This is a genomic window from Acinetobacter sp. ANC 4218, from assembly GCF_002135245.1.
Lineage (GTDB): Bacteria > Pseudomonadota > Gammaproteobacteria > Pseudomonadales > Moraxellaceae > Acinetobacter.
Window position 1 is genome coordinate 228,013 of record NZ_NEGD01000003.1, and the last position, 24,503, is coordinate 252,515.

General features: G+C 40.7%; 23 protein-coding genes, 1 tRNA gene and 1 pseudogene. 10 read left to right on the forward strand and 15 right to left on the reverse strand.

The window, feature by feature from the left end; translation table 11 throughout:
* Positions 1–78 precede the first annotated feature (78 nt).
* Positions 79–858, forward strand: a complete 780-nt coding sequence (locus tag B9T38_RS04365; protein ID WP_005236496.1) for a ferredoxin--NADP reductase — start codon at positions 79–81, stop codon at positions 856–858.
* Between the two features lie 60 nt (positions 859–918).
* On the opposite strand, the gene B9T38_RS04370 is transcribed toward B9T38_RS04365, so the two are convergent.
* On the reverse strand, positions 919–1,554 hold the full coding sequence (locus B9T38_RS04370) for a cation efflux transmembrane domain-containing protein (protein ID WP_086195631.1): 636 nt from the start codon (positions 1,552–1,554) through the stop codon (positions 919–921).
* A gap of 82 nt (positions 1,555–1,636) precedes the next feature.
* On the opposite strand from B9T38_RS04370, the gene B9T38_RS04375 reads away from it, so the two are divergent.
* From B9T38_RS04375 to B9T38_RS04385, 3 genes are all read left to right on the forward strand, one after another.
* Positions 1,637–2,065 (forward strand): Cd(II)/Pb(II)-responsive transcriptional regulator, encoded by a 429-nt coding sequence (locus B9T38_RS04375; protein WP_086195632.1) that lies wholly within the window; start codon positions 1,637–1,639, stop codon positions 2,063–2,065.
* A gap of 71 nt (positions 2,066–2,136) precedes the next feature.
* A complete protein-coding gene (gene trhP, locus B9T38_RS04380) occupies positions 2,137–3,537 on the forward strand; it encodes a prephenate-dependent tRNA uridine(34) hydroxylase TrhP (RefSeq protein WP_086195633.1) in 1,401 nt (466 codons plus the stop codon).
* Positions 3,538–3,550: 13 nt separating this feature from the next.
* Positions 3,551–3,805, forward strand: coding sequence for a YfhL family 4Fe-4S dicluster ferredoxin (locus tag B9T38_RS04385; RefSeq protein ID WP_086195634.1), 255 nt, complete (start codon positions 3,551–3,553; stop codon positions 3,803–3,805).
* Positions 3,806–4,044: 239 nt separating this feature from the next.
* Here the strand turns inward: B9T38_RS04385 and ahpF are convergent, their stop codons facing one another.
* The 4 genes from ahpF to B9T38_RS04405 form a co-directional block, all read right to left on the reverse strand.
* Positions 4,045–5,610 (reverse strand): alkyl hydroperoxide reductase subunit F, encoded by a 1,566-nt coding sequence (gene ahpF / locus B9T38_RS04390; protein WP_086195635.1) that lies wholly within the window; start codon positions 5,608–5,610, stop codon positions 4,045–4,047.
* Between the two features lie 223 nt (positions 5,611–5,833).
* A complete protein-coding gene (locus B9T38_RS04395) occupies positions 5,834–6,757 on the reverse strand; it encodes a hypothetical protein (RefSeq protein WP_086195636.1) in 924 nt (307 codons plus the stop codon).
* Positions 6,758–6,800: 43 nt separating this feature from the next.
* A complete protein-coding gene (locus B9T38_RS04400; RefSeq protein ID WP_086195637.1) occupies positions 6,801–7,934 on the reverse strand; it encodes a toxic anion resistance protein in 1,134 nt (377 codons plus the stop codon).
* Positions 7,935–7,954: 20 nt separating this feature from the next.
* Positions 7,955–8,743, reverse strand: coding sequence for a tellurium resistance protein (locus tag B9T38_RS04405; protein ID WP_086195638.1), 789 nt, complete (start codon positions 8,741–8,743; stop codon positions 7,955–7,957).
* 352 nt (positions 8,744–9,095) lie between these two features.
* Between B9T38_RS04405 and B9T38_RS04410 the strand changes: the two genes are divergently transcribed.
* Together B9T38_RS04410 and B9T38_RS04415 are read left to right on the forward strand one after the other, a co-directional pair.
* Positions 9,096–10,346 (forward strand): YncE family protein, encoded by a 1,251-nt coding sequence (locus B9T38_RS04410; protein WP_143222655.1) that lies wholly within the window; start codon positions 9,096–9,098, stop codon positions 10,344–10,346.
* 80 nt (positions 10,347–10,426) lie between these two features.
* Positions 10,427–10,912 (forward strand): hypothetical protein, encoded by a 486-nt coding sequence (locus B9T38_RS04415; RefSeq protein ID WP_086195639.1) that lies wholly within the window; start codon positions 10,427–10,429, stop codon positions 10,910–10,912.
* Positions 10,913–13,180: 2,268 nt separating this feature from the next.
* Here B9T38_RS04415 and B9T38_RS17120 read toward each other — a convergent pair.
* Positions 13,181–13,366, reverse strand: coding sequence for a helix-turn-helix domain-containing protein (locus B9T38_RS17120; RefSeq protein ID WP_353615844.1), 186 nt, complete (start codon positions 13,364–13,366; stop codon positions 13,181–13,183).
* A gap of 50 nt (positions 13,367–13,416) precedes the next feature.
* A complete protein-coding gene (locus B9T38_RS04425) occupies positions 13,417–13,656 on the reverse strand; it encodes a hypothetical protein (protein WP_086195640.1) in 240 nt (79 codons plus the stop codon).
* A 27-nt stretch (positions 13,657–13,683) separates the two neighbouring features.
* Here B9T38_RS04425 and B9T38_RS04430 point away from each other — a divergent pair, with 27 nt between their 5' ends.
* From B9T38_RS04430 to B9T38_RS04440, 3 genes are all read left to right on the forward strand, one after another.
* On the forward strand, positions 13,684–13,884 hold the full coding sequence (locus B9T38_RS04430; RefSeq protein ID WP_086195641.1) for a hypothetical protein: 201 nt from the start codon (positions 13,684–13,686) through the stop codon (positions 13,882–13,884).
* Positions 13,884–14,051, forward strand: coding sequence for a hypothetical protein (locus tag B9T38_RS16950; RefSeq protein WP_251992206.1), 168 nt, complete (start codon positions 13,884–13,886; stop codon positions 14,049–14,051). The genes B9T38_RS04430 and B9T38_RS16950 overlap by 1 nt, the downstream gene beginning before the upstream one ends.
* Before the next feature lie 139 nt (positions 14,052–14,190).
* The gene (locus tag B9T38_RS04440; RefSeq protein ID WP_086195642.1) at positions 14,191–15,030 is read left to right on the forward strand and encodes an SPFH domain-containing protein; all 840 of its coding nucleotides are present in this window, start codon (positions 14,191–14,193) and stop codon (positions 15,028–15,030) included.
* 27 nt (positions 15,031–15,057) lie between these two features.
* On the opposite strand, the pseudogene B9T38_RS04445 reads toward B9T38_RS04440, so the two are convergent.
* The 8 genes and pseudogenes from B9T38_RS04445 to efp all read right to left on the reverse strand — a co-directional run bounded on the left by B9T38_RS04445 (position 15,058) and on the right by efp (position 23,416).
* Positions 15,058–15,983 (reverse strand): annotated as a pseudogene (locus tag B9T38_RS04445) (tyrosine-type recombinase/integrase).
* A 175-nt stretch (positions 15,984–16,158) separates the two neighbouring features.
* Positions 16,159–16,235: transfer RNA gene (locus tag B9T38_RS04450), tRNA-Val, on the reverse strand.
* A 31-nt stretch (positions 16,236–16,266) separates the two neighbouring features.
* Positions 16,267–18,276 carry a transglutaminase TgpA family protein gene (locus B9T38_RS04455; protein WP_086195679.1) on the reverse strand — a complete coding sequence of 670 codons (2,010 nt, stop codon included), beginning with the start codon at positions 18,274–18,276 and terminating at the stop codon, positions 16,267–16,269.
* Positions 18,277–18,279: 3 nt separating this feature from the next.
* Positions 18,280–19,185 (reverse strand): DUF58 domain-containing protein, encoded by a 906-nt coding sequence (locus B9T38_RS04460; RefSeq protein WP_086195680.1) that lies wholly within the window; start codon positions 19,183–19,185, stop codon positions 18,280–18,282.
* Positions 19,186–19,209: 24 nt separating this feature from the next.
* Positions 19,210–20,160, reverse strand: a complete 951-nt coding sequence (locus B9T38_RS04465; protein ID WP_086195681.1) for an AAA family ATPase — start codon at positions 20,158–20,160, stop codon at positions 19,210–19,212.
* Between the two features lie 108 nt (positions 20,161–20,268).
* Positions 20,269–20,571 (reverse strand): YbdD/YjiX family protein, encoded by a 303-nt coding sequence (locus B9T38_RS04470; RefSeq protein ID WP_086195643.1) that lies wholly within the window; start codon positions 20,569–20,571, stop codon positions 20,269–20,271.
* Entirely contained in the window at positions 20,568–22,673 is a 2,106-nt protein-coding gene (locus B9T38_RS04475) for a carbon starvation CstA family protein (RefSeq protein ID WP_086195644.1), read from the reverse strand. The genes B9T38_RS04470 and B9T38_RS04475 overlap by 4 nt, the downstream gene beginning before the upstream one ends.
* A gap of 173 nt (positions 22,674–22,846) precedes the next feature.
* Positions 22,847–23,416 (reverse strand): elongation factor P, encoded by a 570-nt coding sequence (efp, locus tag B9T38_RS04480; RefSeq protein ID WP_086195645.1) that lies wholly within the window; start codon positions 23,414–23,416, stop codon positions 22,847–22,849.
* A gap of 70 nt (positions 23,417–23,486) precedes the next feature.
* Between efp and epmB the strand changes: the two genes are divergently transcribed.
* Positions 23,487–24,503 (forward strand): EF-P beta-lysylation protein EpmB, encoded by a 1,017-nt coding sequence (epmB, locus tag B9T38_RS04485; RefSeq protein ID WP_086195646.1) that lies wholly within the window; start codon positions 23,487–23,489, stop codon positions 24,501–24,503.

Sequence of the window (24,503 nt, forward strand, 5' to 3'; positions counted from 1 at the left end):
AATATATTCAGTTTATCGAGAATGTTTTTAGATTAGAATAGTAAGCTGTTCTAATTTGATAACTTATTGAGACCTTTAATGGCTGCTTTCAACGTCGAAAAGATTACTCACGTCCACCACTGGAATGACACTTTATTCTCTTTTAAAACAACTCGTGATACTGCATTACGTTTTAAAAACGGACAATTTGTGATGATCGGTCTTGAAGTGAATGGTAAGCCTTTAATGCGCGCTTATTCAATTGCAAGTGCTAACTACGAAGAAGAACTCGAGTTTTTCTCTATTAAAGTTCCAGATGGCCCTTTAACTTCTATTCTGCAAAAAGTAAAAGTGGGTGACGAAATTCTGGTTTCTAAAAAACCTACAGGTACTTTGGTTCTGGACGATTTGAACCCGGGTAAAAACTTGTACCTTCTTTCTTCTGGTACTGGTCTTGCTCCATTCCTGTCTGTAATTCGTGACCCTGAAACTTACGAACGTTTCGAAAAAATCATCGTGGTTCACGGTACACGTTTCATCTCAGAATTGGCATACCAAGATTTGATTCTCAACGAAATTCCAAACCATGAATTCTTTGGTGAGTTAGGTGCTAAAGAAAAACTGGTGTATTACCCAACTGTAACTCGTGAAGAGTTCCATACTCAAGGTCGTGTAACCACTGCCATTGAATCTGGTCAATTATTCGAAAAAATCGGTCTGCCACGTTTCAACCCGGAAACTGACCGTGCCATGCTTTGCGGTAGCCCGGCATTCCTTGATGACGTAGCTGCTCTTCTTGATCAGCATGGTCTAAAAGAATCTCCACGTATGGGCGTTTTAGGCGACTACGTAATTGAACGTGCATTCGTTGAAAAATAAGATGCTTTAAATCATAAAAAACCGGGCTAAAAAGCCCGGTTTTTTCATTTTTTCATTTAATTACTCAGATGCATGTACAAAAGGCTTATTCTCTTTGCGCTCTTGTAAAGATTTTTGAATGACTTGATATCCTGCCGTTAAACCTAAACTTGCCATAATTAAAGCGACGACAATATCAGGCCACATGCTCCCTGTACCAAACACACCGACGGCAGCCAAAATCACCGCGACATTACCAATGGCATCATTACGGCTACACAGCCAGACCGACTGCATATTTGAATCACCATCACGAAAGGCATATAAAATCACTGCCGCAGTGACATTGGCAATTAAAGCAAGCAGACCAATTGCCCCCATAGTCATGGCTTCAGGCGGAATACCTTGTAGATAGGCATAAATAGTTTTACCCATAACCACGAAACCAAACAGCGCCATGGTCACGCCTTTTAACAACGCCACCGTAGCACGCCAGTATAGGCTTGCACCCAATACGGCAAGTGAGATGCCATAATTCACCGCATCCCCAAAGAAATCGAGGGAATCTGCCCACAGTGCCGATGAATGGGCATATGCTCCCCCAATCAATTCCACGATGAACATCACAATATTAATAATGAGCGCAATCCACAAAGCAGTCCGAAATTTACTATGTGGCTTTTGCGGTGCAGGTTCATGACTGCAACTACATGCCATTTTTCACCACCTCTATGACTTTATTTAAAACCTTGTTTGTATTATTGTTATTCAAAACTATGGAGCAACTCCAAGGTCAAGTATGAATACACCTAAATATTATTTAATTAAAGAATTAGCCAATAAAACCCAGCTCAGCACTGACACGATCCGTTTTTATGAGAAGAAAAATCTGCTCCAATCCAGCTTTCGTGGCGACAATAATTATCGCTATTATGATGAAAATACATTCAAACGACTGATGTTTATTAAACGCTGTCGCACGCTCGATATTTCACTCAGCGAGATTGAAGCATTGCTTGAACTAGAACAGCAGCCCTCCCAAAGCTGCCATGCAGTGAATCAGCTAATTGAACAACATATTAAACAAGTCACTGATAAAATTATAGAATTACAAAAATTTCAACAACAGCTCATCCGGCTACGCGCCTCTTGCAGTAGCACCAAAACCATTGACAGTTGCCAGATTTTAAAACAACTTGAAGCCGAAAATAAGGAAATATCCAACTAATTTACTGGGTTGAATCTAATTTTTAAATCCATACAATTAAGCCATATTTTTAATATGCCTTTAATTTTGTCATGAGCATTACTCACGTTACAGAACTTCTTTCACCTGCCGGCTCACTAAAAAACATGCGCTATGCTTTTGCCTATGGTGCAGATGCGGTATATGCAGGTCAGCCACGTTATAGTTTACGTGTGCGTAACAATGCTTTCGATCATGACAATCTGGCCATTGGTATTGCCGAGGCCCATGCCGTAGGTAAAAAGTTTTATGTGGTGGTGAATATCCAGCCGCATAACTCCAAGTTAAAAAACTTCATTCGTGACCTGGAACCTGTGGTTGCCATGAATCCGGATGCGCTGATCATGTCCGACCCAGGCTTAATCATGATGGTGCGTGAACATTTTCCAGACATGCCGGTACATCTGTCTGTACAAGCCAATGCTGTCAACTGGGCAACAGTCAAATTCTGGAAAAACATGGGACTCACTCGTGTCATTCTGTCACGTGAACTTTCTATCGAAGAAATTGAAGAAATTAAAAATAATGTTCCTGACATGGAAATTGAAGTTTTCGTGCATGGTGCATTATGTATGGCTTATTCCGGTCGTTGCTTACTTTCTGGCTATATGAATAAACGTGATGCTAATCAAGGCGCCTGCACCAATGCCTGTCGCTGGGACTACAAAATTCACGAAGCAGCTGAAGATGAAACTGGAGATGTGATTCCAGTTCAACAAATTGAAGAATCATCATCATGCTGCAAAAACAAAGATGCCGATGAGCAACACGCCCTAGAACAACACCAATTTGGCGAACCGGTTTTATTACAACGCAATGAAGAAGACATGTTTGCTGCTGAAGAAGACGAACATGGCACTTACTTCATGAACTCTAAAGACTTACGTGCAGTACAGCATGTCGACCGTTTAACCAAAATGGGTATTCATTCCTTAAAAATTGAAGGTCGTACCAAATCATATTTCTACTGCGCACGTACTGCACAGATTTACCGTAAAGCGATTGATGATGCGCTAGAGGGCAAACCGTTTGATCCATCCCTGATGACTCAGCTGGAAGGCCTGGCGAATCGTGGTTATACGGAAGGTTTCCTGCGTCGTCATGTACATACTGAATATCAAAATTATGAAACCGGTTCATCGCGTTTTGACCACCAGCAGTTTGTCGGTGAAGTGTTAGAGCGTAACGGTGACTACATCAAGATTGATGTGAAAAACCGTTTTGTAGTGGGTGACTCGCTTGAGCTGATGACCACTTCAGGCAATATCACTTTTACTTTAACAGAAATGAAAGATAAAAAAGGTAATCTGATTGAGGATGCCAAAGGTTCAGGCCATATCGTGGATATTCCTGTCCCTGCCGATGTTGACATGAACTATGCCCTGTTGATTCGCAACTTACCGAATTCAACAGCAGACATCTCGGCTTCATCTTTAGCGTACCAAGCTGTTTGAGTATCCATACAACATGGCTCTATTGATTACTGACAAATGTATCAACTGCGATATGTGTTTGCCTGAATGTCCGAATGAGGCCATTTATGAGGGTGACAAGGTGTATGAAATTGATGTGAAGCGCTGTACAGAATGTGTCGGCTTTTATGAGCACCAAACCTGTGTAGCCGTGTGTCCAATTGAGTGCATTATTCCTCATCCTGAACATATGGAGACGCAAGAACAGTTGATGCAGAAGTTTAAGGACTTGAATTTATTCAAATCTTAAAAAAATCTTTGGAGATGGCATTAAAATTGCTTAATTAAATACAACAAGTTTGGGGAAAGAACAATAAAAAAGGCAAAACAAAAAATGCAGAAGAACAGAATAACCATGGAAATGGTCATAATAAAAAAAGGAACCCAGAGTTAGCATGCTGAGTTCCTATAAACAGGGTAAAACAAAAACTTGGGGAACTAAAGCCAAAGTGTCTATGTCAATGTACATAGCCACTTTGGCTTTTTTAGTTACTGTCCCGAACGGATAATGTAATCAAAGGCAGATAGAGATGCTTTCGCACCTTCACCTGTAGCAATAATAATCTGCTTGTACGGCACGGTGGTACAGTCACCGGCAGCAAACACGCCTTTGACATTGGTTTCGTTGCGTTCGTTAATCACGATCTCGCCACGATTGGTCAGTTCAACAGCGGTTTCTTTCAGGAAATCCGTGTTTGGCAACAAACCGATCTGTACAAAAATTCCCGCCAGTTCAATCGTATGTTCTTCATCCGTTGTACGGTCCTTGTATTTCAGTGCAGTGACCTGTGAACCGTCACCGACTACTTCAGTCGACAGCGCATTCTTGATCACGGTGGTATTTGGCAAGCTGTTAAGCTTGTCTTGAAGCACCTGATCGGCACGCAGTTTGGTATCAAACTCCACCAAAGTTACATGCTCTACAATCCCGGCCAGGTCAATCGCCGCTTCAACACCCGAGTTACCTCCACCAATCACCGCAACGCGTTTGCCCTTGAACAGTGGACCATCACAGTGCGGACAGTATGCTACACCACGGGTTTTGTATTCCTGTTCACCCGGAACGTTCATCTCTCTCCAGCGTGCACCAGTCGATAAAATGATGGTTTTCGATTCTAACTTCGCCCCATTTTCCAGAGTGACTTCAACTAAACCGTTGGCCGTTTCATCCGCACCTTTGATGTTGGATACACGTTGCAGGTTCATAATGTCCACACCATACTCACGTACATGCGCTTCCATTTCGGCGGCAAATTTCGGACCCTGGGTTTTCTGCACGGAAGTGAAGTTTTCAATGTCCATGGTATCCATGACCTGACCGCCCATGCGCTCTGCCACAATTCCGGTTTTAATGCCTTTACGCGCGGCATAGATCGCTGCGGTGTTACCTGCAGGGCCGCCACCAATCACCAGCACATCAAAGGCGTCTTTGGCATTTAACTTTGCAGCATCTTTGGCTGCAGAATTGCTGTCCAGTTTGGCAATGATCTCTTCCAGCGTCATGCGGCCCTGACCGATGTGGGCGTTGTCCTGGAACACCATTGGTACCGCCATGATCTTGCGCTGTTCCACTTCATCCTGGAAAAATGCGCCATCAATCATGGTGGCCGTGGTGCCCGGGTTATAGATCGCAATTAAGTTTAGGGCTTGTACCACGTCCGGACAGTTATGGCAGCTGAGCGAGACAAACACCTCAAAATCAGCCGTTAAATTTAAACCCTTAATCTGTGCTAGGACTTCATCTGACACTTTTGGGGCATAACCTGACACTTGTAGCAAAGCTAGGATCAAAGAAGTAAATTCATGTCCCATCGGCAAACCGGCAAAGAAGACACGCGGTTCTTCACCTTGTTTTGCCACCCCAAAGCTTGGGGCACGTTTATTTGTACCGTCGAAGCGTACAGTCACTAAATCAGATAAAGCTGCAACTTCAGTCACCAGTTCTTTAATCTTGTCAGACTTATCTGAAGTGTCTAAAGTCGCGACCAGTTCAATCGGGCTTTCCAGACGTTCCAATAATGTTTTAAGTTGTGCTGAAGTATTTTGGTCTAACATGGCTAACGTCTCCAAGGGAGTAAATGCTTATTTAATAAAGCTATAGTAGGCTAAATATTTAAATAGGTAAAACAGTTTGTTTTTATAATTACAATCGAAATATCAAATCAAATGGATTTTATCCTGCTTTGGTGTATCCTGCCCTTAAGAATGACTAAAATCATCTGACTAAAAGAAGGTATCACAAAAATAATAAAAGCCCTTCTCGGGCTTTTGTATTGCATCATTTCAGTTGCATACGTTGCTCAACCCTGAATATTCGCCTTTTTAAATGCTGCGACAGCAGCAATAGAATTGCACTTAACATTCCGAAAAGTATGGAAGCAGCAATAATCAAAATTTGCACCACTGAACTCATCTGCTCTGCCTGAGTCACCTGTCTGGAAACAATTTTTGCCATTGGCGTTAGACTTTGCCCATAAAGCTGATGCTGCATGGTCCAAAGCTGTTCAGGCTTAAAACCATATTCAAAAAAATCAGGATCTGTTTTTTCCGCTTTCACTAAAGCTAGAACTTGTGGAATAGCGGAATCCTTATCTATCGGTTGATGTAGTAACGCTGTCTGCGCCAGCAGATAAGCTTTGACTGGTTCATCGACTTCACTACGCTGTAAATATTGTGCCAGCTCGCTTTGCTGAATATTTTTATCATAGTGAATCGCTTCCCTATAGGCATCATTCTCTTCATTATTTAAATCATATTGCAGACAGGTCAGACCTGACCACAGCATAATAAAAGCAATGATCCAGCCCACAAACTTCAAAATAAAAGACTGAAAACGGACATAGAAAAAGCGGATTTTTTTTAGAAAATGAATGACAAAAAATGCGCCCATAAAAGAAACAAGCAGCTTTAGAATCAGCCAGCCAAACCATGACAACAGGTTGCTAAAATAATCACGATGCTGGCCAAGTTCAGCAAGGTTTGCATCTACACTGAGCGGTATATGCAATTGCTTCAGTTCCGTGGTAATACCGAAAAAACTATAGACAAAATCATGCTGTAGAAAAAAAGCCACCACTGAAGCAAGGAAAATAGTGCTGCTGGTGATCGCCCATAACATCACATTGCGTTGACGCTTCTTCAGCATCACCACACCATTTTCAATCTGTTGCGAATTCACAGCATATTCATCCAAGGGAGGCAAACGCTTTCTCCTAAAAGTGCTGACATTAAACTTAAACAAAGGGTTAAGATTTATTCATTCCACTACTACTTGATTCTATAACCAGATGATTCAGATTTTCCTGCAAGGCACGTAAACGCGTTGTCGCTTCAGCACGTTTTTGCATTCCCTCTTTTTGTACCTGAATCACGTCATTCACTGTTTTAATGAGGGTATTCTGCACATGTTCAAGCGTTTCGATATCAATCACTGAACGTTGATTGGCTTTGGCCGTAGCCACCGAATTTTGATGCAGCAAGTCGGCATTACGGCGTAACAGATCATTGGTGGCATCATCTATACTATTCGCCAGCTGGACACTGTTTTTCTGTTCATGCAGGGAAATAGCTAAGCTGATCTGGTTTTTCCATGCCGGTAAGGTAATGTTTTTAATGGCATAAAACTTATCCACCAGCATCAGGTTATTGGACTGAATAATCCGGATCATCGGCAAGGTTTGCATGGCAGACTGCTGTAAAACCTGTAAATCACTGACCCGTTTTTCCAGATTATTGGCCAGATGATTCAGGTCATAGACCTTTTGTACCGTAGGCTGATCTTGGGTTTTGGCCGTTAAATGTGCGATTTGCTGTTGAATTTCCTGCTCTTTTAATTTCCCCGCTGCAATATAGATACCCAGCTGTCTGTATTCCTCCTGCACACCCTGAAACATTTTATCCAAAGTGTCCACACGGGTTTTCAAGCCCGACTGGGACGTTTCAATTTCTTTGACCAGTACATCAATCTGTTCTTTGGTGCTATTAAAATGCTGATTAAAGCTCTGCTTGGCCCCTTTCATTTTACTGATCAGGCCACCCAGGAAACTGGAACTCTTTTTCTGGTTTAAAATACTGCTGCTATTCAACTGCTGGGCAACCTGCACTACCTGATTCAGTTTTTGACCGGTCGTATCCAGGTCTTTATTTTGTACCAGATTCAGCAGTTCATCGGTATAACTCGAAGTCTTTGTGGCAATATTTTTGCCATATTCTGCCACTGCGGTATGGTTCATTGCAGCCAGTTCTTTATGGGCATTCATCACTTCATTAAAGTCTGAATGCTGCAAACCCATTTCTTGTAAATTCAGTTGCTGAAATTTTTGCTGAACCATATCAGTGTTCACTTCAACAGGAAGATCTTTGTGTTCAAAATCGGTCATGCTTCACCTGAATAGTCTGTTTAATGTATAGGTTTCTCGAGTGATTTTCTTAAAGTATGAATTAAATTCTCTCTACTATGATCCAGCTTTTCCAGTTCAATGTGTGAACTGCTTTGGTTACTTTGTTTAACATGATATTGCCAGGCAGGAATCAATACTTGCTGTGCTTCTTTAAAACGGTCCAGCAAAGTTAAAGAAAGCTGCTGCGATAATTGCATCTGTGTAATTGCAATATCATTACTGGCTTGTAGCGTTTGTAATGAATTGATTTTCTTTGACAATCTTTCTGAAAAATTATCCAGAGGATGTATGTTCTTAACGAAATTTGGATATTCCAGCAAAAATTCTTGTGCAGCCCGAATGTATTTCGCCATTTGCTCACGATGCCCGATTAACTGCTGGAAACGTGCCTGCGACTTTTGTATCTCAATCTGCAATTTTTGACTTAAATGATTGGCCCGATTGAGCAGTTGATCCAGATTTTTATAATACTCAACCTGCCCAGAACCATATTCCAGATCAATCCCCAGCCACTTTTGCAGCGCATTAAACTTGCGCGTTTTTAAGTATTTTTTTGAATCGGCCAACGCCTGAATCAGCTGTTCTATGGTGCTACTTAATTGCTGGGTCAGATGTGGATCGACACCACTTAATAACACTGACTGAGCCTGAATGACTGAATCGGCATAATGATTCAGACGATATTGATCCTGAAGCAAAGGGACCAAATCATTACGCTGAATGGAAAGCAGTTCAGTCCGATTTACTTCAATATCAGCCAAATTAACAAGTACATCTATCTGGGACATAATATTGGAAACTCAACAAAATCATTTTTATAGTACGACTTTTGTATAAAAGATCATGTAGTGTTTTGCAATTTTTCCGTACCTCCATCAGAGATGTGGCTAAAAGCTAAAATAGGGTTTGGCAATCCGTCGGAAAAACAATCTGCTCTGTACTCATAATAAATTTATTATTCAAATGTTTATAAAATAAAAGACACTTTCAGGTCATTTTTAGCGCGTGTTTTTATCGGATTATCCAAGATTTGATAGTTGAATTCTTTATTCTATGCTTCAGCGAATACAGGAGTATTCAGCGGCAATGAAAATTCAAATAAAAAATCGATTTCATGGATCTGAATCGGAGAATAATGAGATGAAAAACAAAAATCTTTTCCTCAAATGGAGTGTAAATGCGTTATTTGCATCAATCGCATTCACATCCCTGAATAGCCATGCCACGACATCTTCAATGCCTGCCCCGGCGAATAGCCAACAGGTATTTTTTGTGGGCAATAACTGGGATGGAACGGTAACCGTCATTCGTCCATCGGGTGATTTTAGTAAAATCGGTGTGATCAACATGGTTCCTGATCGCAAAGAGCGTTTGACGGAAATCCACCTCAATCCAATTAAACTGATTGCCTATACTTACATTCAGTCCACTGCTGGAGAAGGTCATGATCAGCTGGTGGATGATATGTATTCCACACCAGATGGCAAATCTGTGGTGGCATCACGCCCAAGTTTTGCCGATGTAGTGTCGATTAATATTGCGACGGGTAAAATCAACTGGCGTACTCCTGTAGAAGGCTTCCGTGCCGATCATATGGCAGTTTCTCCTGATGGTCAGCGCTTAGCGGTATCGGCATCTTCAGGCAATGTGGTTCAGGTGCTGGATATCAATACCGGTAAAGAATTGGGACGCTTTGCAACTGGCGACAAACCACATGAAAATATTTTCTTTAACGGTGGCACAAAAATTCTAAACTCAGCCATTGGTAATGTGGAAACATCCATGGATGCCGCATGGCAAGATTTCACCAAAGGGAAACGACTCCTTACCATTGCCGATGCCAATACCTTTAAAGTCCTCAAAACCATTGATTTCCGTCCAGCACTCGATGCAGTTGGCCGTAAAGATCTGTCCAATTCTGTACGTCCGATAGTCCTGAGTAATGATGAAAGTAAAATTTATGCCCAAGTTTCATTTTTTAATGGCTTGATCGAATATGACCTGAATCAGAATAAAGTGACTCGCATTGGTCAACTCCCAGGTAGTTCGACTATTCCGTCTGACCGGACCAAATATGTAAATGACTCGCGTCATCATGGATTATCAATTAGTGCTGATGGTGAAAAACTATGTGTCGCCGGAACCATGGATGACTATGCAACCATTGTCAACCGCTCAACCCTGAAAGCCGGAAAGCTGATTGCTGCAGGCAAGCCTTATTGGGCAACACAAAGTCCAGATGGGAAAAGCTGTGTAATTTCTGAAAGTGCGGCTGATGTGGTTACCGTGATTGATTTCGCAACGGGTGAAAAAGTACTGAGTGTTCCTGTTGGAAATCACCCACAACGGGTTCGTATCGGTTATGCACCTGCGGGCTGGTCTACCCCTTAACTGTTTAATTTATAAATCGTACAGGCCTGATCTGAAGATTGGGTCTGTTTTCATTTAAATGCATGAATAGGATTTCCGGCATGGATCGCAGCATAAAATTTGGTCTTATCATTGGTTTTATGGTGACCCTATCACTCTTCGTGGTGGTTTATATATTTAAACCGCTTTCCTCTCCACCGGTAGATATAGCAAAAGCAAAACCCACTCCAGCTCTTGTAGTAGCTCCTGTTGAAAAAAAAGTTATATCTACCACACCCGTTCAAACAGATACCGTATCGGTGCCAAATCAGACAGCATTACTTCAACAACGCGACCAGCTATATAAAAATTTTGCAGCCATTAGCGACGCTTTAAGTCATGGACAGCAGCCCGATTTACGTCAGGTGAGCCAAATGTTGGAACAGCAAAAACAGCTGGTCAGAACAGGCACGATTGCTGCGAATGAAGCTATTTCATATTGCCAGTTTTTAAGGCAGATTTTACCGGCAATGGAACGTCAGATTGACCAAAATATTATAGAGTTAGAACAGCTTAAGCGTAGTGCTATACAAAAATTACAGTCGTGATGATAAATAACATTAATGAACTTCTTTCATCAGCACCTTTTATTTCTTCCTATGAAGAGAGAAAAATAAAGACGATTTATCAAGTATGGAAAAATTTAATATAGTCTGAAACATTAAAATATGTTGCCTTATCTATTTCGTCCAATATTAATAAATAGTGTACTCGTCCAATCATTTTTGCAGCTCAGGTGTCAATCCTCTTAATTCTTGACAAAATTTTTCAAAGGCTTTGCTAAATAGATGATCATTTACAACTTTCGCACATTTAGCAAAGGAAAGCCCAAGACCCTACAATCCAATTTATTCTAAACTTGAGGGAACTACCAATCCCAATACATCAAGATTTTCACCTTTGATATTTTGATCTAATTACTTTCTCAGCCAATGTGCTTACAATGCATTTTTCATTCTTATTAAGTTCTAAAAATTGATTATCTAAAGCATGATAAAAAATGAAAACCGCCTTAACCAATCTCTTTCAAACAATCCCGACACACCTTGATTTCTTTGTCATCAACCGTGTAGTCAACTTCAGTAGCACCATGCAGGCCAAATAAACACATTAAGAATTGGAGCATAATTTTTTCCAAAAAAAAGTCCCATGCGAGGGATGCATAGGACCAAAACCAGAGAAACTACAGCGTTTCAATTTGTTGGCGCATTCTAAATATGTATTTAAAATATATGAATATCAAAAACTACCAAAATTTATAAAAGATGAAATTTTATAAATAAAAACCAGAGTATTTTTATGCCTTAGTTTTTATACATATTCTAGATAAAGAAAAGCCCCGACATATTAATGACGAGGCTTATATGTCGTAATACTTTCGACAAAAGATAAAAATCTTCAATAAAAAAGCCTGCTTAACTCTCCAAAATTAAACAGGCTTAATTGCGCCAATACCTTAGAATTTTTGGAGTTATTATTTGTTTTCAGTGAATATAAGATTAAATTATTTCAGCATTGTGAAAATAAAAAAATATGATTATTAATTTAATTAATCGCATTTTTTTTGATCAGTGATTACTTCACTTCTTTCAAGCAATAACGGCATAACTTAATTTCTTTACCATCAATCGTGTATTCAATTTCAGTCGCATCATGAAGACCAAATAAACGCCTTAAGAAACAATGAAGCATTACTTTTCTCCATGCAAAAAAAAGCCCACACATGGAAAGACTATGTGGGCTTATAAACTAAGGATCTTGAAAGACCATTAGCAGTTTCTATTGACTATTTTGTACACTATTCAAGTAACATTCAGTGGCGGAATATACCAAAAATTAAAATATTACTAATTTAATCAAAATTTTAGAAAGACTTGATTAATAATATATTAAATATTAAAAAACCCGCTTAATCTGGGGATGTGATTAAGCAGGTGAAGTCTTTGATAACCATTTTATTATTTTTATTAATGCTGTGCTCTCTTGATGTAGTTAAAAATTATCACTCTAAAGCAAATTACAAAGTATAAAAAATATGCATAAATAGTTTCTGTTCGGTTACTTTAAGTTATTTTTGATTTTTGTTAGACAATAATAATTATTAAAATCTAATCTGGGTGCCCTGATATTGCTTACACAAAAAACATTTCTCAGGGCATTAAAAACGCTCACATTGCTGTGAGCAGTTATGGTGCTTCTCGTCTTTCCGAGTGTCAGTCGTTTTTCCCAGCTAGGCGATATATAACTTCGTCTAACCTGATAAAAAATTACCCGGTATTTGCTATTTAATCAATCAGTTTATTTCGTAATTTTTTGATAAATATCACGTTTATTTCACAGCTGATCTGATTTTGAATTGATCACCACAGAAGTTCTATGCTGTGGTCCATAGCGACTCACAATCACACCAACCTAACATGCATGATCTGCTTTACTTGCTTTCATTCTAAGTTTTGTTTGAGTTGTCACACCCGTGCGAGGTTTTTACTCTAAGGCATGTTCTGCTAAGCGACACCAAAGCAGGTTTAAGCCACCACGGCTATGGCGTAAACCACACGTTCTTGGCTTAGGTATTTTCATGACGTAAATTCCAAAAATCTTGGTCTAAATTTATCTGCAATATCGGTAAAAAGTAGCAATTATAAAAAAGATAGTGCAGATAACGGTGAACATTCCTCAAGACAATAAAAAAGGGTTTTCAGCTACTGATTTCGCTTAACACCCTTGTAACATAACGTTTGGAATCTTGATAGGGATATCCTTTACCGAACACATTTTTAAAATTTTGATTTTTATATATTTTTTAATTAAAAAATTCAGTGATACACGTGGTGATATAAGAAATTGAGCACTGTTCGTCTCGATATCCATGCAAGTTGAGCAACTTCATTCTGAGTTAAGTTTTTATTGAGACGTGCACGTTTGAGCCTATCACCTAAGGCCTCAGCAATTGAAACAGGGAAATCATTGCGATGAAATTGCATATCTTTGATGACATTCATAAGACCTTTACAAAGATATGCGATTTCCTTTTGTTGATGTAAATTTGGCGTTACATGTGGTTAAGTACATTAATTTGTACATAATCAGCAAAAAGTAGCTTTAAGTGCAAAATATTGCACTTACCACACAGAGTACATACTAAATAATTTTGAAATTTTGTGGCTCCACCTAGAGCTTTAATTGCAAATGAACCAACATTTAAACCACTTTCGATTTCCTTGCCTGATTTTTTAGCATGACGACCTGCTTTATCTAGGCCTTCCTTGTAGTTACCGAGTTTAACTACCATATCTAATGTCAGACGAGAGGTGGCGTGATGGATATTCTAGAAATTGCAAAAGACTTTGCTGAGGACTTGGCACCGCATGTAACCAGTCAAACTGGCACAGTCAGAACACTTACAGCTGAGCAAGTATCTGCACTTTATTATATCGCTGTTGATTTTTGGATGCGGAATGATGAGCCAAATGTGAAATTGCCTTTTGAAGTTTTGCAGAGTTTGCGGGAGATGCCATAATGGGAGTTTTTCAAATCACCGTACATGGTGAAGCACCTCAGCTATTTGTAGGCTCTGAGGTAGGCGGTGCAAAGATCGTATCGATTAAGGATGTAAGCCCTAAATTAGTATCAGCTTCTGAATTGGCTCAACAATATGGAATTAGTGTTGATGCGGTCCGTGATTGATGTGCTGAGATCAATAAAGGTACTCGAGGAAAATGTCTTTATGATCCAGAACAGGCGAACTTGATTTTAACGGCTAGGCCTGTGGCTAAACGTGGGCGCAGTAGAAAAAATTAATTATTTTTTGATAAAGGGGTAAAACATGGAAAAAAAGCCATATAGGACTGTTGGCATAGTAGCCACAATCATCGTCGCAATTATTCTGGCTTTAATTATTATACCTGCAAGCTTTACGCGCATCACTGATGCAGATGTTGGTATTCGTCAAACGTTCAGCGGTGAAATTGAAGATACCGTACTGGGGCAAGGATTACATCAAACCGTGGTCGGTGATGTAATCAAAGTATCAAAGCGAAATCTTGTACTTAATGTTGAATCTCAACCCATTGTAGTCGAAAAGATTCCAATGCAAGATTTTCAATTAAAAGTGAATTACGGGATTGTGCCATCAAATGCTGCAATCGCTTATAAGACCGAAAAAGCACAGCACATTATTACAGATGATGGTGATGTATATTTGCTAGGTCAATATGTACAATACGTTGCAAACTCGGCAATCAATGATGTTGTGAGTAAATATAAAGCTTTAGCTGTAAATGACAATCGAGCGGTCATAGAGACTGAAATAAAGAACAGTATTAATACTAAATTAAAAGCTCAAGGCAAAGATAAGTTTGTCAAAGTTAATGAAATTAATATTTTAAAAGTTTCACCACCTAAATCTATTTTAGATTCATCATTAGCAATTGTTAATTCTCAAAATGCTTTAAAGACAAAGAAAAATGAATTAGAAACTGCACGTGTTGAAACTGAAATAAAAAAAGTTTTAGCAGAAAATGCATCTGAAAAATATGTAGATCTACTACGTGCAGAAGCCGAAAAAACTAAAGCTGAAGCATTGCTCAAAGCTGCTGAAAAAGGAACACTGAATACTATGGTAATTGTTCCAGACAAATTCACTGGTGTAGGTCAATTAAAATAATGAAAAAGCCCTCTTATGAGGGCTTTTTCAAGCATCCATCATATCTGCAATATCTTCAACATCTGGGTTGTAGTAAGTATTCACCAAAACTTTAATATTTTATGTCCTGTCACCTTGGCCAGAACTTCCACTGGTAATTTTTGGTTATTCACGAACCGAGTAATCGCTTCATGGCGTGTGTCATGGAAATGTATGTCCGATAGCCCTACTTTCGCTTTACGGCGTTCCCACATCAACCTGAAAGCATTCTCATTCTGTGGAATCAACTTATCACCATCATGATCAATCAGATCCAACAAAACTAAAGCCTTTTTAGTCAGTGGCACATTACGAGCATCGCCATTTCTAAGGCAAATAAAAATGCCCAGGCAACATAATGCTCTGGCAATGTTGGCACCTGCCCTTGCTGGTAACCTAAACCTTCCAGAATTAAATCAATTTCATCATCACGAATACGGCGATTACGAGCTTTAGGCTTTGCTGGTTTCTTAAACCCATCCATGGGTTTGTCTCAAGCAGAAATAGTTCCTTTACGGCATAACTGAATACAGATGAGTAAAGAGCGATTTCGCGGAGCACTGTATAGCCCCAACCTATTTTAGGCGTTGATTTCGCCAGGCTGTTAAATGCTTTGGTGTGATGTCATGAATAGACATATCTGCCAGTGCACCAAATTTCTCATCAAAAGGACCTAATTGTTCTTTCACGTATTTAGATCTACGAAGCTTTCGCCCATGCTCATCATAATACTTATGAAAAAGTGTCTTGAATGGGTAATGCTGTTTTATACCCTGGTCTTCCGCAAGCTTATTAGCTTTTGCCTCAAGTAATTTTTGCGCGGCCCATTGCTCGCATTCTTTTACGGTATCTCTAGTTGCTGAATATGTTTTTCCAGCAATCATTATTTTAATTCTATAGCTTTCACCGCGCTTGATCGGTTTGGGCATTTTCATGGTCTATAACTCTATATTCTTGGTCTAATCTTGGTCTAAATTTAACGACATTATCGGCAAAAAATAGCGATTTTAAAGATAGTGCTGTTAAGGGTAGACTTTATTCAAGACAACAAAAAAGGGTTTTAAGCTACTGATTTCGCTTAAAACCCTTATAACATAACGTTTGGAATCTTGGTAGGTATAAGCAGACTCGAACTGCTGACCTCTACGATGTCAACGTAGCGCTCTAACCAACTGAGCTATACACCTAAGTGGTTTGAATCATATTCACTTTTATTTTTTAAGACAAGTGCTTTCTATTATTTTTTAAAGTATTTGAACATGTTTTAAGCATTTTCCTAAATTGCTTTATTTGCTGATGATTTTGCATTAAAGAATAGTGCTGTTGCTGATAATATTGTGCTGTTTGAGTAAATATCTGTTGCTGATCCTGTTCTGCCCGTTCAGCCAAACGAAGCATCCAGCTATAAAAAGTTTCTGCAGGCTGCTTGCGCAAGCTGAGTTCCAATTGTTTGGAAAATTGTTGAATGGCACGCTCATAAGCTGAAACCGACCGACTGTTTCGATAAAAAATCCAGATAAAATAAACCACCACCACCAGCAGAATACTCAATAACATGATGATACTGCTGGCATAAGCATTTTTAATACCCAGCTTGGACAACCAGCCTTGCTGCTTTTCGGCATCATAGCCCACCACCTTGCTTTGCCATTGATAACTCGCATAGTCACTCCAGATTCGCAGGTTTTTCATCACTGCAAACTGGCGATATCTCCATTTCTGTTCTTTATTGCCCAAAATACTGCGATCACTTTCAATATAATTTTGCATTCCCCCATCTATGCGTTGTGGTGCAATAATCGCTGTAGGATCGATTCTTTGCCATTTTCCATGCAATAAGACTTCGGTCCATGCATGTGCATCGAGCTGTCGCACCTCCCAGCTGGCTCGATCAGGAGCAAGTTGTCCACCCTGATAACCCACTACTACACGTGCAGGTATGCCGACATAACGCATAAGCAAAGCAAAACTTGAGGCATAATGTTCGCAAAAACCACGACGTGATTGAAACAGGAATTCATCTATCCGGTTTTCTCCCAGCAAGCCGGGATTCAAGGTGTAAGCAAAACCATTATTTTTATACCACTGCAAAATATTGCTGACATAGCGTTCAGGTTGCTGTCCACTCCGCTTGAACATCTCGAATGCAAACTGGCGTGATTGCTCATCCAAGCGCTCTGGAATTTTAGTATTGATCTGTTGCAAAAATCCTGTTTTATATAAAGTCTGTTCTTGCGACTGAGCATTGCCCAGCCATCGCAATGCAATCGGCTGATTCTGCAAAATTTGTCGTACCGGCGTAATACGGCCATCCTGTTTTAACTGATAGTGCTGCTGTAATGGTCGTGATTGTTCGAGTCCCATCACCCACATCACATGAGGATCAGCAGCTAAATACTGATAATTAAAACTGTATTTTCCGTTCTTTAGATTTTGAATTTCGATCGGTTTTTCATTGACCAAGCTACTGGTCCAGGTTTTACCGTCATACTGGTCTAAAACCATTGCTCGCCAATATAAATCATCACGGCTGGGCAGTTGATTCATATCGCCAATAATTCGAAATGCCAGACTGGTCGACTGTGACAACTCGGCAATATCCCCTGGTGACATGCTGTCACTCATCCCGGTAACACTTTTTTGTACCGGAATCGGAATTGCCCAAAGCGGCGGCAAACGGGGGAAAAATACAAACAGCAAGATAAAAAAAGGCAAAGCCAGAATCAGGAATTTACCTACATGCTTGGCATCAGTTTGCAATGCGCCAGATGAATTTTGTAACTGTCTAAATTCATGGGTCTGTAAACGATACAGGCCGATCAGGCAGCTGAGTAAACAGAGCAGCACCATCAGCGCCATCCAGATGGACTGGCTAAACAGGAAGGAGCTGGCACTGACAAACATGGCAAAATTAAACAGGATAATGACATCGCGTTTATTTTTGCTTTCTAAGGCTTTGGCAAATAAAAAAGTCGATAAAATGGCAACACCGGCTTCTATACCAATAAAAGTTTGATAGTTAAAATAAATTGCAGCCAAGGCAACTAAAGTCAGCACAAAGGTCCACATTCTGGATAAAGCCTTGGACTGATCTTTTAAGCTATAAAATAAAAAAAAGATAATCAGGGCAAAAATAAGGCTCAATAGCAGCGGATTAAACACAACCTGTGCCAGAAGTATCAATGACAGGGTCATCAGTATCGAGGTTCTGATCTGTGTATCAATCATCATTTAAGCCTGTGCCAAAAGTTTTTTAGCCTGTAATAACTGGCTATTACCCAAACCTGCAGCCAGTTCAGCTTGCGGCAAAAAAACTGCATATGCACACTGCATTTGCTCACATTGTTCAATTAAGCCCATCATGAGGCTCAGTTTTTCTTCATGTTGAGTACTCGGCATATTCTGATAATTAATTTCAATATTCGGCTGCTCATTGTGCTGTTCAAAGACTTTGATATATAAACCTTGGCCGCGTGCTGCCTGCTTCCATGATACGGCTTGCAAGCTATCTCCAGCCTTGAAATTACGCAGTTCACGGAATTCATCCATATCCGGTTCAAAACTGTGCTGATGCTGCTTGTTTTCCGCATTATAAAAGGCAGCTTTAGGTGCCACCCACGAATATTCTTTCAAGTAAAAATAGGTCCAGGCCCGCACCAGCCCAAAAGGATAAACTGAATAGACCTGAAGAGTTGGATAATCAAACCTCCCTCTTTTTTCAGTAAAAAAAGATAAGGTCATGTTTTGCCTCAATTCGGAAATGAATATTTTTTCCAGATGCTGACCGGTTTTAACCCACAAATAACGTGGCTGCTTCTGCGCTTGCTGGAAATGGAGTTGCAAATCCAGCTGATGCCCCACCTGTCCAACTTCATTGACTGAAATCTCAACCTTGAGCCCATGCAGCTGCTTAAAAGTTAAATAAAAGCTGATACATAAAATGGCACTGACCAGAAAACAGAAACCCAGAATCAGGTTATTAGCATAATTTACCCCGGCAATGAAGGTCAGCAAGATCAACACCAGATACAGGTATCCCTGCTGATAGATAAAAATCAGAATGTCTTTTTGCGAGAGCTGTTTGATTTTTTTAAACTGGAAGCGTTTCGCCAACCATTTTTGCCAAGGCTTGGTCAAAGGTGTAGTCAACTCAATCACCCTTTAGCTGATATTAACTTGCTGCATCAGCTGCAAGGTTTCTGCTTCGCTTAAGCCTATACGATGCGACACCACGGCAGTAAACACCGCTTGCACGTCATCTGGAGTCACATAACTACGCTGTTCAATAAAGGCATGCGCTTGAGCAGCTTTTTTCAAAGCCAATAATCCACGGGTCGATAAACCATGCGGGCTTTTACGGGTCTCAGCAGCCAGATCCAGCAGATAATCCAGCACTGCATCGGCAATATAAACCTGCGTCACCAGCTGCTGGATCGTCAAAACTTCATCTTCATTAAAGACATGTTGCAAGGTTGAAATCAAGGCATAGCGGGAATCTTGCTGTAATAGCAGTTTTTCTGCAGAACGTGATGGATAGCCCAGTGACAAACGCATCAAAAAACGGTCGAGCTGCGATTCGGGCAGGCTATAGGTTCCACTTTGGAACAGCGGGTTTTGGGTAGCAATGACCCAGAACGGTTGCGGCAAATCATAACGCACCCCATCTACCGTCACCAGACCTTCTTCCATGGCTTCCAGTAAAGCACTTTGTGTTTTGGGACTGCAGCGGTTAATTTCATCAGCCAGCAAGATTTGAGTGAAAATGGGTCCACGCTTAAACTCAAACTGATGCTCTTTTTGATTAAACATGTTCACCCCAATCACATCACTGGCGAGCATGTCATTGGTAAACTGAATACGCTGAAACTTTAATCCGGCAATATGCGACAAGGCACTGGACAAGGTGGTTTTACCCAGCCCCGGTAAATCCTCAAACAGCACATGTCCACCGGATAGCAAACAACATAAAGCCAGTTTGGTTTGCTGTTCTTTATCCAAAATAATGTGATTGATTTGAGTCAAGAATGCCTGAATTTTTGCAGCATAAGATTCCACCTGAAAATTCAGCTCTTGTTGCGCTAGCGTGAGTTCCTGTTTTTGAACTTTATTCATACCCCAAATCACACTCTTTCCCCAATAAAAAACGGTGCATGATTAACATACACCGTTTTCCGGTTTTTCCAAATAAATCAGAAGATTTCAGACAAAGATATCTTCAGGCTAGCAGGGACATTTTTTCATTCCACCGCTTGCGCTTGGATAACGTGCATCCACGCAGTGACGGTAAAATGTTTTTGCATCCATCGGCACCAAGTCCGGATGATTCTTTTCCATATGCTCCAAATAGGTCTGATAATCCGGAACCCCCACCATCAAGCGAAAGCTTTGCTGTAGACGTTGCCAAATCAATTGAATGGTTTTAATGCCATTCAACATCAAAAACTTTTTCGGTTGAGCCAATACCGTAAACTTAATGATTTTACCCAAGGCCAGTTTTTGGCGAATTTGATCTTTTAAACTCATTTCACCTCTCCTGCCACTTCATTTGAGCTAATCTCATCACTGTAAATGGCTTCAGATTCGTGCACAGTCGGATTTGGATTTGCCAATGCACGGCGAATGACACCAATCGCAGCAAACAGCATCACAACTGCCACAATCATGAAGAAACCGCACAGTACCGCATTAATCTGATTAGAGAACACAATCGTTTGCATTTCAGCAATGTCTTTGGCTGGCTTTAAGATTTCTCCACGAGCAATGGCATCAGAGAAACGGTTGGCCTGTGCCAGAAAACCAATTTTCGGATTTTCATGGAAGATTTTTTGCCAGCCAGCAGTCATACAGGTAATGAACAGGAAAATGGTAGGAACAATCGTGATCCATACATATTTTTCTTTCTTCATTTTAAACAGAATGACTGTACCTAAAATCAGTGCCATAGCTGCCAGCATTTGGTTACCAATACCGAATAGTGGCCATAAACTATTAATCCCGCCCAGTGGATCAATCACACCTTGATAAACGAAGAAACCCCAGCCTGCAACAGCGACTGCGGTACCCAACAAGTTACCAAAGAAATTATGCGATTGTTTCACCGCAGGAATTACAATACCGACAGTATCCTGAACCATGAAACGGCAAGCACGTGTACCGGCATCTACCGCTGTTAAAATAAACAATGCTTCAAACAGAATGGCAAAGTGATACCAGAACGCCATCATGGAACGGTTATTGAAAATTTCCGTAATAATGTGCGCCATACCAATGGCAAATGTTGGAGCACCACCGGTACGCGATAGAATTGAACTCTCACCTACTTCCTGAGCAAGCAGGGTCAAGGCTTCAGGTGTCACCACAAAGCCCAAAGTACGCACCGCTTCTGCCGCGCTTTCCACCGTTGTACCGAGTACCGCAGCAGGTGCATTGATGGCAAAATATACACCTGGTTCAAGAATGGTGGCACAAATCATTGCCATGACCGCAACGAAAGATTCCATCAACATGCCACCATAACCGATCACACGAATATCCACTTCGTTATTAACCAGTTTAGGTGTCGTACCTGAAGAAACCAGGGCATGGAAACCGGAAATGGCACCGCAGGCAATGGTAATGAACAGGAACGGGAACATCGAACCGGCAAAGACAGGACCTGTACCATCCACGAAATGCGTTACCGCCGGCATTTTCATTTCAGGCAATGCCACCATAATGCCCACGGCCAGACCGGCAATCACGCCAATCTTCAAGAAGGTAGACAAGTAATCACGTGGAGCTAGCAACAGCCAGACCGGTAATGCAGAAGCAATGAAACCATAAGTGATCAGACACCAGGTCAACTGCGTACCTGAAAGGGTAAAGATGGGCCCCCAGTACGGATCAGCTGCCACATTACCGCCATAGACAATCGCCAGCATCATCAGCACAAAACCGATGATTGAAACCTCGGCAATTTTTCCCGGACGGATATAACGCATATATACGCCCATGAACAAGGCGATTGGAATAGTGGCTGAAATGGTGAATACACCCCATGGACTGTTGGTTAGGGCTTTCACCACCACCAAGGCAAGCACAGCAAGAATAATGATCATGACGCCTAATGCACCTAGCATCACAATAATACCGGCAAAAGAACCAAGCTCCTGCTTTGCCATTTCACCCAGTGATCGTCCATCACGGCGGGTCGAAATAAACAGGACTAAAAAATCCTGCACAGCGCCTGCAAGTACAACACCGACCAGCAACCAGATGGTTCCTGGCAGGTAGCCCATTTGTGCCGCAAGAATTGGCCCGACTAAAGGCCCGGCACCGGCAATGGCTGCAAAGTGGTGTCCAAACAAGACATATTTATTGGTCGGCACATAATCCAGACCATCTGCCAGACGATGAGCGGGGGTTAAACGTCTGGCATTGAGTTCAAAAACTTTATTGGCAATAAATAAGCTATAGAAGCGATAAGCGATGCTATAGACACAGATGGCAGCTAAAACCAGCCAAACTGCATTGACATGCTCACCTCTGCTGATTGCAAGTATCCCAAAGGACACCGCACCTAGAACTGCCACCAGAAGCCACACTATTTTGGAAGTTATTGATAACTTCGGTTGAATCGTTTCCATGTAAAGCCCTCATATCTAATGCATAAATCAGCCTTCATTTTTTATTGTTCGGTATACTGCTGTTTTTTCCCTTGCGACTGTACTCCTCATATTTTGCTTTTCATCTAATACTTTGGCATAAAAAAAGGGATGATTTTGATCATCCCTTTCGATAATAGTCTATTTTAAAACCATTATGCACGTTCTAAATAGTCACCCGTACGAGTGTCTACACGAACGCTTTCTTCTTGCTGTACGAATAATGGTACACGAACAACAGCGCCAGTTTCGAGTTTAGCTGGCTTGCCGCCGCCGCCAGAAGTATCACCACGTACGCCTGGATCAGTTTCCACAATTTTCAATACCACGAAGTTAGGTGCACTTACTGTCAATGGAACGCCATTGAATAACATAATTGTACAAAGTTCGTTAGAATCGTCTTTTAACCATTTTGCAGCATCACCCATTGCAGTTTTGTCTGCAGTAATCTGTTCAAAAGTTTCAGGATCCATGAAGTTCCACATTTCACCATCGTTGTACAAGTAGTTCATTTCTACTTCTACGATGTCCGCTGCTTCTAAAGAGTCACCCGATTTAAAAGTTTTTTCTAAAACTTTACCTGTTTTAAGGTTACGAAGTTTTACACGGTTGAATGCTTGACCTTTACCAGGTTTTACATATTCATTTTCCATGATTGAACATGGGTTGCCGTCAAGCATTACTTTAAGGCCTTGCTTAAAGTCATTTGTAGAATAATTGGCCATGAAAGGCTCGCTCCAAACTTACTAACTTAAATCTATTAATGCTAGACTAGCATTATTTTTAACATCTGGCATGATAAACTATTTGTATCAAGAGCAAAACTGGCAATCTCAACTGAGTGACCTGATTACGGACCCTTTAGAGTTGCTTGAAACACTTCAGCTCTCGCCTGATCAATTATTATCAGGGGCAATCTTGGCTTCTGAAAAGTTTAAGTTGCGTGTTCCCCGTGCGTTCGTCGGAAAAATGAGCATTGGTGACCCGCTTGACCCTTTGCTGTTACAAGTATTGCCCCATCATCTGGAACTTGAAGATCATCCTGGTTTTGTAACCGATCCTTTAGGTGAGGAACAGGCCAATCAACAGCCAGGCGTATTACATAAATATAAATCGCGTTTTTTACTCACCTTAACCGGAGCTTGTGCAGTTCATTGTCGTTACTGTTTCCGCCGCCATTTTCCTTATCAAGAAAACCTGCCAAAAAACGAAGATTGGCTAAATATTAAACAATATATTCAAAATCAACCAGATATAAACGAAGTTATTTTGAGCGGTGGTGACCCGCTTACCCTGTCAAATCGAAAACTTGCCCTGTGGATTGAACGTCTTGAGTCCATGCCGCAAATTAAATTTTTGAGAATTCATTCACGGGTTCCGATCGTAATCCCCAACCGTGTCGATGAAGAGCTGATTTCCTTATTAAAAAACAGTAGGCTGCGCATTATTCTAGTGGTACACTCAAATCATGCCGCTGAGCTGGACGAGTTTACCTGTTCCAAACTTTCAGCGTTGGTTCAACATCAAATTACCGTGCTGAATCAGGCAGTTTTATTAAAAGGGGTTAATAATTCTGCGCAGCCGTTAGTGGACTTAAGTTATCGTCTGTTTGAAGCGGGCGTGATGCCATACTATTTACATGTATTAGACAAAGTAAAAGGTGCCCATCATTTTGACTTAAGTCCTGAAGAAATTAATCTGATATATAAAGAGGTTTTAGAGAACCTGCCGGGATATTTGGTTCCTAAACTCGTTAGGGAAATAGCGGGCGAAAAAAATAAAACACCGCTTTTTGGGGTTTCAACTTTTTGA

Coding starts and splice junctions, on each gene's coding strand:
- B9T38_RS04365 (WP_005236496.1), top strand. CDS start 79: ATGGCTGCTTTCAACGTCGAAAAGATTACTCACGTCCACCACTGGAAT.
- B9T38_RS04370 (WP_086195631.1), bottom strand. CDS start 1,554: ATGGCATGTAGTTGCAGTCATGAACCTGCACCGCAAAAGCCACATAGT.
- B9T38_RS04375 (WP_086195632.1), top strand. CDS start 1,637: ATGAATACACCTAAATATTATTTAATTAAAGAATTAGCCAATAAAACC.
- trhP (WP_086195633.1), top strand. CDS start 2,137: ATGAGCATTACTCACGTTACAGAACTTCTTTCACCTGCCGGCTCACTA.
- B9T38_RS04385 (WP_086195634.1), top strand. CDS start 3,551: ATGGCTCTATTGATTACTGACAAATGTATCAACTGCGATATGTGTTTG.
- ahpF (WP_086195635.1), bottom strand. CDS start 5,610: ATGTTAGACCAAAATACTTCAGCACAACTTAAAACATTATTGGAACGT.
- B9T38_RS04400 (WP_086195637.1), bottom strand. CDS start 7,934: ATGACCGATTTTGAACACAAAGATCTTCCTGTTGAAGTGAACACTGAT.
- B9T38_RS04405 (WP_086195638.1), bottom strand. CDS start 8,743: ATGTCCCAGATAGATGTACTTGTTAATTTGGCTGATATTGAAGTAAAT.
- B9T38_RS04410 (WP_143222655.1), top strand. CDS start 9,096: ATGAAAAACAAAAATCTTTTCCTCAAATGGAGTGTAAATGCGTTATTT.
- B9T38_RS04415 (WP_086195639.1), top strand. CDS start 10,427: ATGGATCGCAGCATAAAATTTGGTCTTATCATTGGTTTTATGGTGACC.
- B9T38_RS17120 (WP_353615844.1), bottom strand. CDS start 13,366: ATGAATGTCATCAAAGATATGCAATTTCATCGCAATGATTTCCCTGTT.
- B9T38_RS04425 (WP_086195640.1), bottom strand. CDS start 13,656: ATGGTAGTTAAACTCGGTAACTACAAGGAAGGCCTAGATAAAGCAGGT.
- B9T38_RS04430 (WP_086195641.1), top strand. CDS start 13,684: ATGGATATTCTAGAAATTGCAAAAGACTTTGCTGAGGACTTGGCACCG.
- B9T38_RS16950 (WP_251992206.1), top strand. CDS start 13,884: ATGGGAGTTTTTCAAATCACCGTACATGGTGAAGCACCTCAGCTATTT.
- B9T38_RS04440 (WP_086195642.1), top strand. CDS start 14,191: ATGGAAAAAAAGCCATATAGGACTGTTGGCATAGTAGCCACAATCATC.
- B9T38_RS04455 (WP_086195679.1), bottom strand. CDS start 18,276: ATGATTGATACACAGATCAGAACCTCGATACTGATGACCCTGTCATTG.
- B9T38_RS04465 (WP_086195681.1), bottom strand. CDS start 20,160: ATGAATAAAGTTCAAAAACAGGAACTCACGCTAGCGCAACAAGAGCTG.
- B9T38_RS04470 (WP_086195643.1), bottom strand. CDS start 20,571: ATGAGTTTAAAAGATCAAATTCGCCAAAAACTGGCCTTGGGTAAAATC.
- B9T38_RS04475 (WP_086195644.1), bottom strand. CDS start 22,673: ATGGAAACGATTCAACCGAAGTTATCAATAACTTCCAAAATAGTGTGG.
- efp (WP_086195645.1), bottom strand. CDS start 23,416: ATGGCCAATTATTCTACAAATGACTTTAAGCAAGGCCTTAAAGTAATG.
- epmB (WP_086195646.1), top strand. CDS start 23,487: ATGATAAACTATTTGTATCAAGAGCAAAACTGGCAATCTCAACTGAGT.